Raw genomic sequence first — 13,994 nt, 5'->3', positions numbered from 1 at the left:
CATCGGCGGACAGTGGGAGGACGAATCCCGTGCCGCGGACGCGCGGCCACCCGGCGGAGGTAGTCATGACCAACCTGACCATCATCGGTGCGGGCACGATGGCGACCGCGATCGCGACCGTCGGTGTCAGCGGTGGCACGAGCGTGCAGGTGCTGTCCCGCAACGTCGACCAGGGCGTGCAGCTCGCCGCGAACCTCGGCGAGCTCGTCACCCCGGGACAGGTCGGCGACGCGCTGACCGGCGACGTCGTGGTGCTCGCGCTGCCGTACACGGCGCTCGGGCAGGTCGTCGAGACGTACGCCGCCCAGCTCGGCGGCAAGGTGCTCGTGGACATCACCAACCCGATCGACTTCGCGACGTTCGACGGCCTCGTCGTCCCGCAGGGCAGCTCGGCGGCCGAGCAGGTCGCGGTGTGGGCCCCGGACGCGCACGTGCTCAAGGCGTTCAACACGACCTTCGCCGCGACGCTCGAGTCCGGCAGGATCGGCGGGCTGCCGACCACGGTGCTCGTCGCGGGCGACGACCCCACGGCGAAGCAGACGCTGATCGACGTGGTCGAGGCCGGGGGGCTGGTCGGCATCGACGCGGGCGTGCTCTCGCGCGCCCAGCAGCTCGAGCAGCTGGGGTTCCTGCAGATCACGCTGGCCTCGGCGCAGCGGGTCCCGTGGACGGGCGGGTTCGCCGTCGTGCGGTGACACCCGCGGGTCGCGCACGCGGGCCGCCCGACCGCGAGAGGATCAGCGGAGCCCGCAGCCGCCGGGCGCCCCCGCAGCAAGGAGAGACGATGCCCGCCTGGGTCGACCACGCCATCTGGTGGCACGCCTACCCGCTCGGGTTCACGGGCGCCCCGGTGCACGGTCCCGACCCCGAGCCGGGCGTCCGGCACCGGCTCGCGCGGATGGTCGACTGGCTCGACTACGTGGTGGAGCTCGGCTGCAACGGGCTGCTGCTGGGCCCCGTGTTCGCCTCGGCGACGCACGGCTACGACACGCTCGACCACACGCGGATCGACGAGCGGCTCGGTGACGAGGGGGACTGGGACGCGCTGGTCGCGGCCGCCCGGGCCCGCGGCGTGCGGCTCGTGCTCGACGGCGTCTTCAACCACGTGGGCCGCGACCACCCGCGCGTGCAGGCCGCGCTCGCGGCCGGTCCCGGTACGGAGGCCGGTGCGTGGCTGCGGTGGAGCGGGACGGGCGAGGAGGCCAGACCCGAGGTCTTCGAGGGCCACGACCAGCTCGTGGTGCTGAACCACGACCACCCCGAGGTCGCCGACCACGTGGCGCAGGTCATGACGCACTGGCTGGACCGGGGGGCCGACGGCTGGCGGCTCGACGCGGTGTACGCGGTGCCACCGGCGTTCTGGCGCGCGGTGCTGCCGCGGGTGCGGGCCGCTCACCCCGACGTCTGGGTGCTGGGGGAGATGATCCACGGCGACTACGCGGCGTACGTCGAGGAGTCGGGCATCGACTCGGTCACGCAGTACGAGCTGTGGAAGGCGGTCTGGAGCTCCCTCGCGGACGTCAACCTCTACGAGCTCGCGTGGGCGCTCGACCGGCACCGGTCGTTCCTCGAGGTGTTCCTGCCGCAGACGTTCGTGGGCAACCACGACGTGACGCGGATCGCGGACCAGGTGGGGGATGCGCGGCACGTGACGCACGCGCTCGCGGTCCAGCTGTTCGTCGCCGGGACGCCGTCGGTGTACGCGGGTGACGAGCAGGGCTTCCGCGGGGTCAAGGAGGAGCGGGTGGGCGGCGACGACGCGATCCGCCCGGAGTTCCCCCCGACGCCCGAGGGGCTCGCCCCGCACGGCTGGCCGCGGTACCGCGAGCTCGAGCGGCTGATCGGCCTGCGCCGTCGGCACCCGTGGCTCGTGCACGCCCCGGGCGAGACGCTCGAGGTGGGCAACGCGCACCTGGTGCTGGGCGCGTCGTCGCCCGACGGCACCGAAGGTCTGGTCCTCGCGCTCAACCTCGGTGACCAGCCGTGGGCGCCGGGCGTCACGGTGGGTGACGTGGTGCTCCGCTCGGGCGACCCGGGTGCGCACGTGCCCGACGGCGTCGTGGCGCCGCACGCGTGGGCGGTGTGGCGGGCTCAGCCCGCGAGGTAGTCGGCCAGCACCTGCGCGTGGTTCACGTGCGGGTCGCGCGCTCCGTAGAGCAGCGTGACGCGCGGATGGTCGTGGGCCACCCGGCGCAGCTCGTCGACCGCCGGGTTGTGGTCGAGCTCGGCGTCGTAGCGCGCGGCGAACTCCGCGAGGTGGGCCGGGTCGTGGTCCCACCAGGTGCGCAGCGCGGGGCTGGGGGCCACGTCGCGCAGCCACAGGTCGAGCTCGGCGTCGGCCTTGCGCACGCCGCGCGGCCACAGGCGGTCCACCAGCACGCGGTACCCGTCGTCCCCGGAGGGGGCCGCGTAGACCCGTTTGGTGCGGATGTCCATGCCCCAGCCTCTCGTGCCCGGGGTCGTGGCGCCTCCGGGTACGCACTGGCAAAAGGTTGAAGCATCAACTACATTGGAGGCAGTCCACCGAGGAGAGACCCATGAGCACCCACCCCGTCACGACCCCCGCCGCACCCCGCACGGACGCGATCGCCGCGGGCACCGGCATGGACGCGGTCACGCTCCTGGTCGGCGACCTCGACACCCAGGAGCGCTTCTACCGCGACGTGCTGCTGCTCGACGTCCTCGAGCAGCCCGTCGACCGGCTCGCCGCGACGACCCGCCCCGACGTCGTCACGCTGGGCCGCGGCACCACGCCGCTCGTCGTGCTGCGGCACACCCCCGACCTGCCGCCTGCGCAGCGCGGCTCGGCGGGCCTGTTCCACACCGCTCTCGTGTTCGACGACCGGGCCGGGCTGGCCACCACCATCGCCTCGCTCGCCCGGCACGCGCCGCAGACCTACGCCGGCAGCGCCGACCACCTGGTCTCGCAGGCCTTCTACGTCACCGACCCCGAGGGCAACGGCGTCGAGCTCTACTGGGACCGGCCCCGCGCCGAGTGGGCCTTCGACGCGCAGGGCCAGGTGCGGATGGACTCGTTGCGGCTCGACCCGAACGAGTTCCTGCGCGCGCACCTGCCCGACGCCGCCACGCCCGTCGACCCGTTCGGCCTCGCCGCCGGGACCCGCCCCGGTGCGTCCGTGGGCCACGTGCACCTGCAGGTCGGCGACGTGCCCGCGGCGCGCGGCTTCTACGTCGACGCGCTCGGCTTCGACGTCATGGCCGAGTTCCACGGGGCGCTGTTCGTCTCCGCGGGCGGGTACCACCACCACGTCGCGGTCAACTCCTGGAGCACGGCCGGAGCCGGACCGCGGGCCTCGGCGCTCGGGCTCGGCGAGATGGCGATCCTGGTGCCCACCGCGGACGACGTGGCAGCGCTCGGCGACCGACTCGCGCACGCGGGGATCCCGAGCCGGCACGACGGGCTCACGCTCACGTTCGCCGACCCGTGGCGCAACGTCATCGCTGTGACCGCGGGCTGACGGGGTCGAGCACCCGCCGCCGGGTCAGCGCGTCCAGTCCAACCGGTCCGGGTCCGTGACCCGGCGGGCCGCGCGCGGCAGCCGACGCTCGGCGTCGACCGCCCGCTCGTGCGCCTGCTCGTGCAGGCGCCCGTAGCTGAACGCGCTCTCGCCCGTCGCCGTGGCCTCGGCGGCGAGGCGTCGCAGCACAGCGCGCTCGACCACGGCGTCCTGGTGCGCGCCGAGCAGGTCCTGGACCCGTTGCGCGTCGCGGGCGCTGCGCTCCGCGGGCTGACCGGCCGCGGGCACCAGCACCTCGGCGGCGTACCGCGCGCGCCGGGCGGCCTTGCGCGCCTCGTGCAGCTCGTGGTCCCGCGCGGGGCCGCCCGGCTCGTCCCGGGCCGCTCGCAGCGCGTGGCGCAGCCGCCGGAACTCGCGCCGGGCCCGGGCCGGCAGCACCTCGGCTGCCGGGCGTGCGGCCTCGGGGGCCAGCGGCGGGTCGGCGACCAGCGCCGCCAGGTCCGCGCGCAGGTGCGCCGCGGCGAGACCGTCGAGCTCGGCGACCACGTGCTCGTGCGCCGCGTCGAGGGCCGCGGCACGGTCCGCACCGAGCCGGTCCCGGACCGGCCCCAGCACCAGGCCCGCGGGCTCCTCGTCGAGCAGCGCGGCCAGCGCCGCATGGCTCACGTCGACGTCGCGCACCTCACCCAGCACCTGTCCCCACCGCCGCAGCGCCGCGCGCAGCGGGTCGGTGCGCTCACGGCGCAGCACCGGGCGGAACGTCGAGAGCGCGCTGCGCAGCCGGCGCGTCGCGACCCGCATGTCGTGCACGGCCTCGGGGTCGCGTGCCCGGACGCCGGGCTCGTGCGCGGTGAGCTCGGCCACCTGCGCGGCGAGGTACCCGTGCACGAGCGTCCCGGCGTCGCCGGTCGACCACCCGGGTGCGTCCCCGACCGTCACGGCGACCTCAGCCCGTCATCCCGGCCGCTGTGTGCTCGAACGGGACCTCCTCGCCCGGGCGCACCGGCCCGGGCGGGGTGCCGTCGCCGAACGGGCGGCCACCGAGCTCCTCGCGGCCGTGGGGGGTGAGCCAGCCGCGCAGGTCGGGACCCCGCGGCACGATGCGGGTGGGGTTGATGTCCTCGTGGACCTCGTAGTAGTGGCGCTTGATGTGGTCGAAGTCGATCGTGTCGCCGAAGCCGGGCGTCTGGAACAGGTCGCGCGCGTACGCCCACAGCACGGGCATCTCGGTGAGCTTCGAGCGGTTGGCCTTGAAGTGGCCGTGGTAGACGGCGTCGAAGCGCACGAGCGTGGTGAACAGGCGCACGTCGGCCTCGGTGATCGTGTCACCGACCAGGTAGCGCTGGTGCTCGAGCCGCTCCGAGAGCCGGTCGAGCCGCGCGAACAACCGGGTGTAGGCGGTGTCGTAGGCCTGCTGCGACCCCGCGAAGCCGCACCGGTACACCCCGTTGTTGACGTCCCGGAACACCTCGCGCGCGACGGCGTCGATCTCGTCGCGCAGGTGCTCGGGGTACAGGTCGGGAGCGCCCTCGCGGTGCAGCTCACGCCACTGCGTCGACAGGTCGAGCGTCATCTGCGCGTAGTCGTTCGTGACCACCTGGCCCGTCGGCACGTCGACGATCGCGGGCACCGTGATGCCCCGCTGGTAGCCCGGGAAGCGCTCGAAGTACGCGTCCTGCAGCCGGGGGATGCCGAGCACCGGGTCCACGCCCCCCGGGTCCAGGTCGAACGTCCACGAGCGGCGGTCGTGCGTCGGGCCCGCGATCCCCATCGACAGGGCGTCCTCGAGCCCGAGCAGGCGGCGCACGATGATGGCGCGGTTGGCCCATGGGCACGCGCGCGAGACCACGAGCCGGTAGCGGCCGGGCTCGACGGGGTACCCGTCCCGGCCGTCGGCCGTGATCCGGGTGGCGATGTAGCGGTCGTCCCGCGTGAACTCCGCTCCCGACGTCACGTAGGCGCCGGCCGTGCTGTGCGCGTGCTCCATGGGTCAGATCCTGCCGTGTCGCACGGTCCGGCGCCCGCTCCGCGCTGTCGCAGGGATCCCGGGCGAGGAGGCCCTCAGGCGTGCGGCCTACAGTGTGGGTCCGCCAGCCGCCGACACCGGGAGCCCCGTGCACCACCCCTCCGCCCCGCGGCGGCGCCGACCGCAGGCCCGCGCCCAGCTCGTCGTCGGGCTCGTGCTCGGTCTCGCGGTCACCGGGTGCACCGTCACGCCCGCCCCCGACAAGAGCCCCGACGCGACGGCCACCCCGAGCCCCGCGGCCCTCGTCGCGGCGACGCGTCCGCTCACGGCCGCTGCGACCCTCGTGCCCGACGCGGCCGCCGACGTCCTCGCGCTCACGACGAGCCGTGCGCTGTACGAGCGGGCGCCCGTGGTCGTGCTCGCCCCGGCCGCCGACGTCGCCGCGCAGCTGGCCGCCGCGTCGGGGGCCGTGGCCCTCGGGGCGCCCGTGCTGCTCACCGGGGGGACCGTGACGGCGGGCGAGGTCGCGGACGAGGTCGCCCGGCTCGGCGCCACGTCGGCCCTGCGGCTCGGCGACGCCGTCGTACCCGACGGTCTCGACGTGGTGACGCTCGGCGCACCGGACGCCGACGCCGGGCTCGGGGCTGCGCTCGCGGAGGCGACCGGGCTCGCGCTCGGCGCCGCGCAGGCGGTCGCCGCGGGGACGGAGACCACCGCGGTCGCGGCGGAAACCACAGTGGCGCTGTCGCTCGGCCGGCCCACCACCGCGGTTCTCCAGGCCGGCACCGCCCCGGCCGGCGCCGCGACCACGGCCACCTCAGCCGCCCGCACCGACACCGCGACGGCGTCGGTCCCCGCCGATCTCGCCGCCCGGACGGCACTGCCGCGCGTCGAGCCGCCCGAGCCGCCCGCCGGGGCGGTGGTGCTGACCGACGGTCGCACCGAGCACGTCGCCGCGGTCGCGACCGCCCGGGCCGCGGGCATACCCGTCGAGGTCGTGCCCGACGGCGACCCGCGCACCCGGGCAGCGACCGTCGACGCGCTCGGGGCGCTCGACGCGACGACGGTGCTCGCGCTCGGCTCGTCGTTCGGCACGTCCGAGCTGGTCGCGACCCGCACCGCGGCCGCGACCACCGGGGTGCAGGCGCCCGGCGGCGGACAGCTCGTGTTCCCCTCCGCTCTCGGCACGCCCGGCAAGCGGTACGTCGCGCTGTACGGCTCACCCGGCTCGGGCGCGCTGGGCGTGCTCGGCGAGCAGGACGTCCCGGCGACCGTCGTGCGGGCCCAGCAGACCGCCGACCAGTACCGCGCCCTCACGACCGACACCGTGGTGCCGATGCTCGAGATCATCGCCACGATCGCCTCGGCCGCCCCCGAGGACGGCAGCTACTCGCGTCGCCGCCCCGTCGAGGACCTGCGTCCGCTGGTCGATGCGGCGGGGGCCGCGGGCATGGCCGTGGTGCTCGACCTGCAGCCCGGCCGTACCGACTTCCTCACCCAGGCCCAGGCGTACGAGGAGCTGCTCGTCCTGCCGCACGTGAGCCTCGCCCTCGACCCCGAGTGGCGGCTCGGCCCTGACCAGGTGCACCTGCGCCAGATCGGCTCGGTGGGCATCGACGAGGTCAACACCGTCGTGACCTGGCTCGCCGACCTCACGCGGGACCGGGCGCTGCCGCAGAAGATGCTCGTGCTGCACCAGTTCTCGCCGCGCATGATCTCCGAGCGCGAACGGCTCGACACGAGCCGCGACGAGCTCGCGCTGCTCATCCACGTGGACGGCCAGGGCACGCAGCCGGCCAAGACGGGGACGTGGCAGGCGTTGCAGGCCACGGCGCCGGCCGGGGTGCGGTGGGGGTGGAAGAACTTCGTCGACGAGGACGTCCCGATGCTCGACCCGGCCCAGACATACCGGGTCCAACCCGTCCCTGACCTGGTCACCTACCAGTAGCCGGCCGCGCCGGGCGGATTCGTGGCGCACAGGGCCAGCGCCTAGGCTTCGACCGATGAGCGAGCCGTCGGCCGCCTCCGAGCGGCTTCCCGATCCCACCGACCGCATACCCGGTGCGCGTCGGCCGTCGCGCTGGTGGCGGGTCGGCCTGCCCGTGGTCGTGGCCGTCCTGATCGCCGTGGTCTTCGGTGTGACGACCGCCTCGGCCCAGCTGAGCCTCGGCCCGCACGAGGCCCGCTACGACGTCACGACCGACAGCACGGTCACGCTCGACCTGGGTCCGCTCGGCACCCTGCAGATCGACTCGCCGCTGCCCCTGACGCTCGGCGTGCACGCCACCGTGCAGGAGATCCCGGAGTCCTTCACGGCGGTCGACGCCGCGACCACGCTCCAGGCGCTCAGCGGCGACCTGCAGGGCTACCTGCAGTTCTTCGCCGGTCCCGAGGCGACGGTGCACGACGTGACGCGCGCGCTCGTGACCGACGCCGCGGGCCGGACCGCCGGTGCGCTCGTGGTGCTCCTCGGTGCGTGGTTCGGGCTCGGGTGGCTGCTCGGCGCTGCTCGCCGCGAGGAGCTCGCGGCCCGTGTCGCACCGCACCGTTTCCAGGTCGTCGCCGGTTCGCTCGCCGTGTGCCTCGCGCTGGGCGTGCTGACGTCGAGCCTGGGTGCCGCCGACCGGCCCCGGCAGGCGGCCCGGGCGTCCGCGGTCTTCGACGGCACCGCGCTCGAGGGTGCGCGGGTGACCGGGCGGCTCGGCGGTGTGATCGACACGTACGGCGGGTACGTGCTCGACGCGTACCGCTCGAACACGGCGTTCTACGACGCGGCGTCGGCGTCGCTCGACGTCGCGTGGACCGAGGCGCAGGAGCCCGCACCGACCGTCGCCCCCACCCCGTCCGGCACCCCGTCGCCGACCCCGTCGCCGTCCGAGGAGCCTGCCGAGCCGGTGGTCCTGCTGGTCGTCTCCGACCTGCACTGCAACGTGGGCATGGCCACCGTGATCGGCCGGCTCGCCGAGATCTCCGGGGCGCAGGTGATCCTCGACGCCGGCGACACGGCGATGAACGGCACCAGCGTGGAGCAGTACTGCGTGACGACGTTCGCGCAGGCGGCGCCCGCCGGGGTGCCCATCGTGACGTCACCCGGCAACCACGACTCACGCGAGACGTCGGCGATGTACGCGAAGGCGGGGGCGACGGTGCTCTCGGGCGACGTCGTCGAGGTCGCGGGCCTGCGGATCCTGGGGGACAGCGACCCGAACGAGACCCGGCTCGGAGCGGGCACGTCGTCGGCGGACACCGAGACGGTGACCGAGGCCGGTCGGCGCCTCGCGGACGTCGCGTGCCGGGACGAGGCGGGCGTGGACCTGCTGCTCGTGCACACCCCGCGGGTCGGGCAGGCCGCCCTCGACGAGGGGTGCGTCCCCGCGCAGGTCTCGGGCCACCTGCACCGACGGGTGGGGCCGCTCGCGGTGGGCCAGGGCGTGCGCTACGGCAGCTCGAGCACGGCCGGGGCGTCGCTGGGCCAGGCGACCGTCGGGCCGTTGAACGGCACGGCCGAGCTGACCGTGCTGCGCTTCGACCCGGACAGGCGCCGGTTCCTCGACTACCAGGTGGTCCGGGTCGCCACGGACGCGTCGGTCGCTGTCGAGCCGCGGACCGCGTGGCCGGAACCGGTCCGTTCGCCCTTCTTCACGCCCGCGCCGAAGTTCGCCACGTCGGGCCCGATGTTCGCGACGACCTCCGCGGGCTGAGCGGCCATCTGGGTGCTGTGGTTGCCCTGCGCACCCCTGGGGCACCAGAATGTTCGGTGTGCCGAACTTTGGGATTCGTGCAGCCGTGGCGCTGCTCGCGGTGCTGCTCCTCGCGGGCTGCGGCAGCGCGGCCGCGCGCGCTGCGGACGATGACGCCACGGCCGGCGACGACGGACGCCCGGTCGTGCTCGCGACGTTCACCGTGATCGCCGACATGGCCCGCGTCGTGGCGGGGGACCACCTGCGCGTCGAGTCGCTCACCAAGGTCGGCGCCGAGATCCACGGCTACGAGCCCACGCCCGACGACCTGCGCCGCACCGCCCGCGCCGACCTCGTGCTCGACAACGGGCTGGGCCTCGAGGCGTGGTTCGACAAGCTGGTCGCGCGGCTCGACGCCCCGCACGTCACCATCACGGACGGCATCGAGACCATCGCGATCTCGACCGGCGAGGCACAGGGGCACGCGAACCCTCACGCGTGGATGTCGCCCCGGGCGGCGACCGTCTACATCGCGAACATCGCCCGGGCGTTCGCCGACCTCGACCCCGCGCACGCGGCCGACTACAGCGCCAACGCCGCGGCGTACACCGCGCAGGTCCTCGCGCTGGGCGACGAGCTCGAGGGCGAGCTCGCCCACCTCGACGCGTCGCAGCGTGCGCTCGTGACCTGCGAGGGGGCGTTCTCCTACCTCGCGCGCGACACGGGCCTCGCCGAATCCTGGCTCTGGCCCGTCAACGCGGAGCGGCAGGGCACCCCGCAGCAGGTCGCGCGGACCATCGACTTCGTGCGCGACCACGAGGTCCCGGCGGTCTTCTGCGAGTCCACGGTCTCCGCGACCGCCCAGCGGCAGGTCGCGGCCGAGACCGGGTCCCGGTTCGCCGGCGTGCTCTACGTCGACTCGCTGTCGGGACCCGACGGTCCCGTGCCCACCTACCTGGACCTGCTGCGGCACGACGTGCGCACGATCGTCGGCGGGCTCACGGGGACGGGGCTCACGGGCACCGACCTCGACGCCGACGCGCTGGCCCCCGCGGGCGGTGGCGCATGAGCGCGCCCGCGCTCGAGGTCCGCGACCTCACGGTGCGCTACCGCGACGTCCTCGCGCTCGACGGCGCGTCGCTGACCGTGCCCGCGGGCCACCTGACCGGGCTGCTCGGCATCAACGGATCGGGCAAGTCCACGCTGCTCAAGGTCGTGATGGGCATGGTGCGGGCCGACGCGGGCACGGTCCGCGTGCTCGGCCGGGCGCCGCACGAGGCCCGCCGCGAGGCGCTGCTGGGCTACGTCCCGCAGTCGGAGGACGTCGACTGGACGTTCCCGCTCACGGTCCGCGACGTGGTGGCCCAGGGCCGCTACGGGCACCTCGGCCCGCTGCGCCGGGCCCGGGCCGTGGACCGGGTCGCCGTCGCGGACGCGCTCGCCCGGGTCGGGCTCACGGACCTGGCCGACCGTCAGGTGGGGCGCCTGTCGGGCGGCCAGCGCAAGCGCGCGTTCGTGGCCCGCTGCCTCGCGCAGGAGGCCCGCGTGCTCCTGCTCGACGAGCCCTTCGCCGGGGTCGACATCTCGTCCCAGGCGTCGATCACCGCACTGCTGCGCGATCTGGTGGCCGACGGCGTCTCGGCGCTCGTCTCGACGCACGACCTGGGTGCGCTGCCCGCGCTCGCGGACGACGCCGTGCTGCTGCACCGCCGGGTGCTCGCGGCCGGGACCCCGGACGAGGTGCTGCGACCCGAGAACCTCGCGCTGGCCTTCGGAGGTGCCGCATGACCGTCGTGGACTGGCTCGCGGAGCCCTGGCAGTACGAGTTCATGCAGCGCGCGCTGCTCGTGACCGGCGTGGCCGCGCTCGTGTGCGCGCTGCTCAGCTGCTGGCTCGTGCTCATCGGCTGGTCGCTGCTGGGCGACGCGGTCGCGCACGCCGTGCTGCCCGGCGTGGTGCTGGCCTACCTCGCGGGGCTGCCGTTCGCGGTCGGCGCGCTCGTGTTCGGGCTCGGGGCGGTCGCGCTCATCGGGCTCGTGCGCGAGACGTCGGGGCTGCGGGAGGACACCGCGATCGGGGTCGTGTTCACGACGTTGTTCGCGCTCGGCATCGTGCTCGTCTCGGTCACCCCGAGCCAGGTCGACCTGGGCCACATCCTGTTCGGCAACGTGCTGGGCGTCTCCGACGCGGACATCCTCCAGGTCGTGGTGCTCGGCGCCGTCGCGTTCCTCGTGCTCGTGCTCAAGCGCCGCGACCTGACCCTGTACGCGTTCGACCGCACGCACGCGCACGCGGTGGGGATCTCGCCGCGGGTGCTCGGTGCGCTGCTGCTGGGCGTGCTCGCGCTGACGGTGGTCGTCGCGCTCCAGGCCATCGGTGTCGTGCTCGTGGTCGCGATGCTCATCACCCCGGGTGCCACGGCCTACCTGCTGACCGAGCGGATGAGCCGGATGCTGGTGATCGCCCCGGCGCTGGCGGTCGGGTGCGCGGTCGTGGGCCTGTACGCGAGCTACTACCTCGACGCGTCGAGCGGCGGCATGGTCGTGCTCGCGCAGGGTCTGGTGTTCGTGCTCGTCTACCTGCTCGCCCCGCGCCGGGGCGTGCTGCGGCGCGGGGCGCGGGGTCGTGCGGGTGGCGCAGGAGCCGTGGGACGGGGTGCCCGACGCGCGGCGCGCGTGGCGGGTGCCGGGGTGCCGGGCGGCGCCGGGGTGCCGGGGCCGGACGTGGTCGTGCCTGCGGCGCGCCACGCCCTCCCGCCTACACTGCCGGGGTGAGTCCCGCGGAGCCGATCCCCCTGACGTCCGTCGCCCAGGACTACCTCAAGGTCATCTGGTCCGCGCGCGAGTGGTCGTCCGCACCGGTGACCACGAAGATGCTGGCCGAGCGCCTCGGCGTCGGCGCGTCGACCGTCTCGGAGACCGTGCGCCGGCTGACCGACCAGGGGCTCGTGACGCACGCGCCGTACGCGTCGATCGAGCTCACGGAGGCCGGGGCCCGGCACGCGGTCGCGATGGTGCGCCGGCACCGCCTCATCGAGACGTTCCTGGTGAGCGAGCTCGGCTACGGCTGGGACGAGGTGCACGACGAGGCCGAGGTGCTCGAGCACGCGGTGTCCGACCTCATGATCGACCGGATCGACGCCCGCCTCGGCCACCCGACGCGCGACCCGCACGGCGACCCGATCCCCACGCCCGACGGTCTGGTGCCGTCGCCGCCCGCGCAGGTGCTGTGGGACCTGTCCGAGGGGGAGTGGGTCGTGGCGCGGATCTCGGACGCGGACCCTGAGCTGCTGCGCTACCTCGCGTCGGTCGGGCTCGTGCTCGACGCGCGGGTCGAGGTGGCCGAGCGTCGGCACGTCGCGGGCGTCGCGGCGGTGCAGGTGCGTCCGCCGGGCTCGGACGCCGCGGCAGGCAGGGGCGTCGAGCTGGGCCAGAGCGCGGCCTCCGCGATCTGGCTCGTGCCTGCCGGGTAGTCTCGCGGCATCACCCATGGAGTCGACGGCTGTGTCGCCACTCCTCCTCGAATCGATTCGACAGCCTCGTCCGGGGCACATGCAGGGAGCCCCATGGCACAGGCCACGACCGAGTCCGTCGCCGCACCCCCGGCGACCCGGCCCCGTGCCGCGTCGACCGCGCTGCTCGCGCTCGCCCTCGGCGGGTTCTCGATCGGCACCACCGAGTTCGCGACCATGGGCCTGCTGCCCGACATCGCGCGCAGCCTGTCCGTCACGATCCCGCAGGCCGGCCACGTCATCACCGCCTACGCCGTCGGCGTCGTCGTCGGGGCGCCGCTCCTGACGACCCTCGCCGCCAAGGTCGACCGGCGCACGCTCGCGCTGTGGCTCATGGTCGCGTTCACCGGTGCGAACGTCCTGGGGGCGCTCGCGCCGACCGCAGGTTGGCTCGTCGCGGCCCGTTTCGTGGCCGGGCTGCCGCACGGCGCCTTCTTCGGGGTCGGCGCTGTGCTCGGGGCCCACGTCGCCGGGCCCGGTCGGCGCGGTCGAGCCGTCGCGATCATGATGGCGGGCCTGACGATCGCGAACGTCGTCGGCGTCCCCGGCACGACTGTGCTCGGCCAGGCGCTCGGCTGGCGCGCGGCGTTCGTGGTGGTGGGCGCGCTCGGGCTGCTGACCCTCGCCGCGCTGTGGCGCTGGATCCCCGGCCTCGCGGTCGCCCCCGACGCGACGGTGCGCACCGAGCTGGCCGCGCTGCGCAACCGTCGGCTGTGGATCGCGGCCGGCGCGGGAGGCATCGGCTTCGGCGGCATGTTCGCCGTGTACTCCTACGTCTCCCCGCTGCTGACCGAGGTCACCGGGATGGCCGAGGCCACCGTGCCGATCGTGCTGGCGCTGTTCGGCATCGGCATGACGATCGGCACGCTGCTCGGCGGCCGGCTCGCGGACGGGTCGGTCATGCGGACCCTGTACATCGGCTTCGGCAGCACGGTGGGGGTGCTGGCTGTCATCGCGCTCACGGGCGACCACGTGGTGCTCGCGATCGCCTCGCTCGTGGGACTCGGCATCACCTCCCAGGTCCTGGGTCTCGCGCTGCAGAGCCGGCTCATGGACCTGTCGCCCGCGGCGCCGTCGCTCGGTGCCGCGCTGTGCCACTCGGCGCTCAACGTCGGCAACGCGAGCGGGGCGTGGGCCGGTGGCCTGGTCATCGCCGCCGGGTACGGCTACCTCGCCCCCGCATGGGTCGGCGCCGCGCTGACCGCGGCAGGCCTCCTCGTCGTCCTGACGGCCGGTCGGGGGCCGGCGCCGGCGGCTGCGCTGCCCGCCGGTTGAGACCCGCGGTCGCGTGAGCCCGTGCGAGACGAGTTGTCCGGTTACTGTGGGCACACCCGACCGGTGCGCTGCCACCCGTAGTG

General features: G+C 74.9%; 13 protein-coding genes. 10 read left to right on the top strand and 3 right to left on the bottom strand.

Features of this window, described 5'->3' with window-relative positions; genetic code table 11:
- Positions 1 to 65: 65 nt before the first annotated feature.
- Together ACGIF2_RS03650 and ACGIF2_RS03645 are read left to right on the top strand one after the other, a co-directional pair.
- Positions 66 to 695 carry an NADPH-dependent F420 reductase gene (locus tag ACGIF2_RS03650; RefSeq protein WP_396043593.1) on the top strand — a complete coding sequence of 210 codons (630 nt, stop codon included), beginning with the start codon at positions 66 to 68 and terminating at the stop codon, positions 693 to 695.
- Positions 696 to 784: 89 nt separating this feature from the next.
- A complete protein-coding gene (locus tag ACGIF2_RS03645) occupies positions 785 to 2,107 on the top strand; it encodes an alpha-amylase family protein (protein WP_396043591.1) in 1,323 nt (440 codons plus the stop codon).
- Here ACGIF2_RS03645 and ACGIF2_RS03640 read toward each other — a convergent pair.
- The gene (locus ACGIF2_RS03640) at positions 2,092 to 2,436 is read right to left on the bottom strand and encodes a DUF488 domain-containing protein (protein ID WP_396043589.1); all 345 of its coding nucleotides are present in this window, start codon (positions 2,434 to 2,436) and stop codon (positions 2,092 to 2,094) included. The two genes, ACGIF2_RS03645 and ACGIF2_RS03640, sit on opposite strands and share 16 nt — an antisense overlap.
- A 101-nt stretch (positions 2,437 to 2,537) precedes the next feature.
- On the opposite strand from ACGIF2_RS03640, the gene ACGIF2_RS03635 reads away from it, so the two are divergent.
- Positions 2,538 to 3,479, top strand: a complete 942-nt coding sequence (locus ACGIF2_RS03635) for a VOC family protein (RefSeq protein WP_396043587.1) — start codon at positions 2,538 to 2,540, stop codon at positions 3,477 to 3,479.
- Between the two features lie 24 nt (positions 3,480 to 3,503).
- Here the strand turns inward: ACGIF2_RS03635 and ACGIF2_RS03630 are convergent, their stop codons facing one another.
- Positions 3,504 to 4,418, bottom strand: coding sequence for a CHAD domain-containing protein (locus ACGIF2_RS03630; RefSeq protein WP_396043585.1), 915 nt, complete (start codon positions 4,416 to 4,418; stop codon positions 3,504 to 3,506).
- 7 nt (positions 4,419 to 4,425) lie between these two features.
- On the bottom strand, positions 4,426 to 5,466 hold the full coding sequence (locus tag ACGIF2_RS03625) for a glutathione S-transferase family protein (protein ID WP_396043583.1): 1,041 nt from the start codon (positions 5,464 to 5,466) through the stop codon (positions 4,426 to 4,428).
- 127 nt (positions 5,467 to 5,593) lie between these two features.
- Here ACGIF2_RS03625 and ACGIF2_RS03620 point away from each other — a divergent pair, with 127 nt between their 5' ends.
- The 7 genes from ACGIF2_RS03620 to ACGIF2_RS03590 all read left to right on the top strand — a co-directional run bounded on the left by ACGIF2_RS03620 (position 5,594) and on the right by ACGIF2_RS03590 (position 13,911).
- Complete coding sequence (locus ACGIF2_RS03620) at positions 5,594 to 7,393, top strand: hypothetical protein (protein WP_396043581.1); 1,800 nt, start codon at positions 5,594 to 5,596, stop codon at positions 7,391 to 7,393.
- A gap of 55 nt (positions 7,394 to 7,448) precedes the next feature.
- The gene (locus ACGIF2_RS03615; protein WP_396043579.1) at positions 7,449 to 9,146 is read left to right on the top strand and encodes a metallophosphoesterase; all 1,698 of its coding nucleotides are present in this window, start codon (positions 7,449 to 7,451) and stop codon (positions 9,144 to 9,146) included.
- 49 nt (positions 9,147 to 9,195) lie between these two features.
- On the top strand, positions 9,196 to 10,194 hold the full coding sequence (locus tag ACGIF2_RS03610; RefSeq protein WP_396043577.1) for a metal ABC transporter substrate-binding protein: 999 nt from the start codon (positions 9,196 to 9,198) through the stop codon (positions 10,192 to 10,194).
- Positions 10,191 to 10,913, top strand: coding sequence for a metal ABC transporter ATP-binding protein (locus ACGIF2_RS03605; protein ID WP_396043575.1), 723 nt, complete (start codon positions 10,191 to 10,193; stop codon positions 10,911 to 10,913). Before ACGIF2_RS03610 ends, ACGIF2_RS03605 begins: the two co-directional genes overlap by 4 nt.
- A complete protein-coding gene (locus tag ACGIF2_RS03600; protein WP_396043573.1) occupies positions 10,910 to 11,899 on the top strand; it encodes a metal ABC transporter permease in 990 nt (329 codons plus the stop codon). Before ACGIF2_RS03605 ends, ACGIF2_RS03600 begins: the two co-directional genes overlap by 4 nt.
- On the top strand, positions 11,896 to 12,597 hold the full coding sequence (locus ACGIF2_RS03595; RefSeq protein WP_396043571.1) for a metal-dependent transcriptional regulator: 702 nt from the start codon (positions 11,896 to 11,898) through the stop codon (positions 12,595 to 12,597). Before ACGIF2_RS03600 ends, ACGIF2_RS03595 begins: the two co-directional genes overlap by 4 nt.
- A 93-nt stretch (positions 12,598 to 12,690) precedes the next feature.
- Positions 12,691 to 13,911, top strand: a complete 1,221-nt coding sequence (locus ACGIF2_RS03590) for an MFS transporter (protein ID WP_396043569.1) — start codon at positions 12,691 to 12,693, stop codon at positions 13,909 to 13,911.
- Positions 13,912 to 13,994: the final 83 nt, after the last annotated feature.

The sequence above is a fragment of the Cellulomonas sp. P22 genome (assembly GCF_044392165.1).
This window is presented reverse-complemented; position numbering and strand designations above follow the sequence as displayed.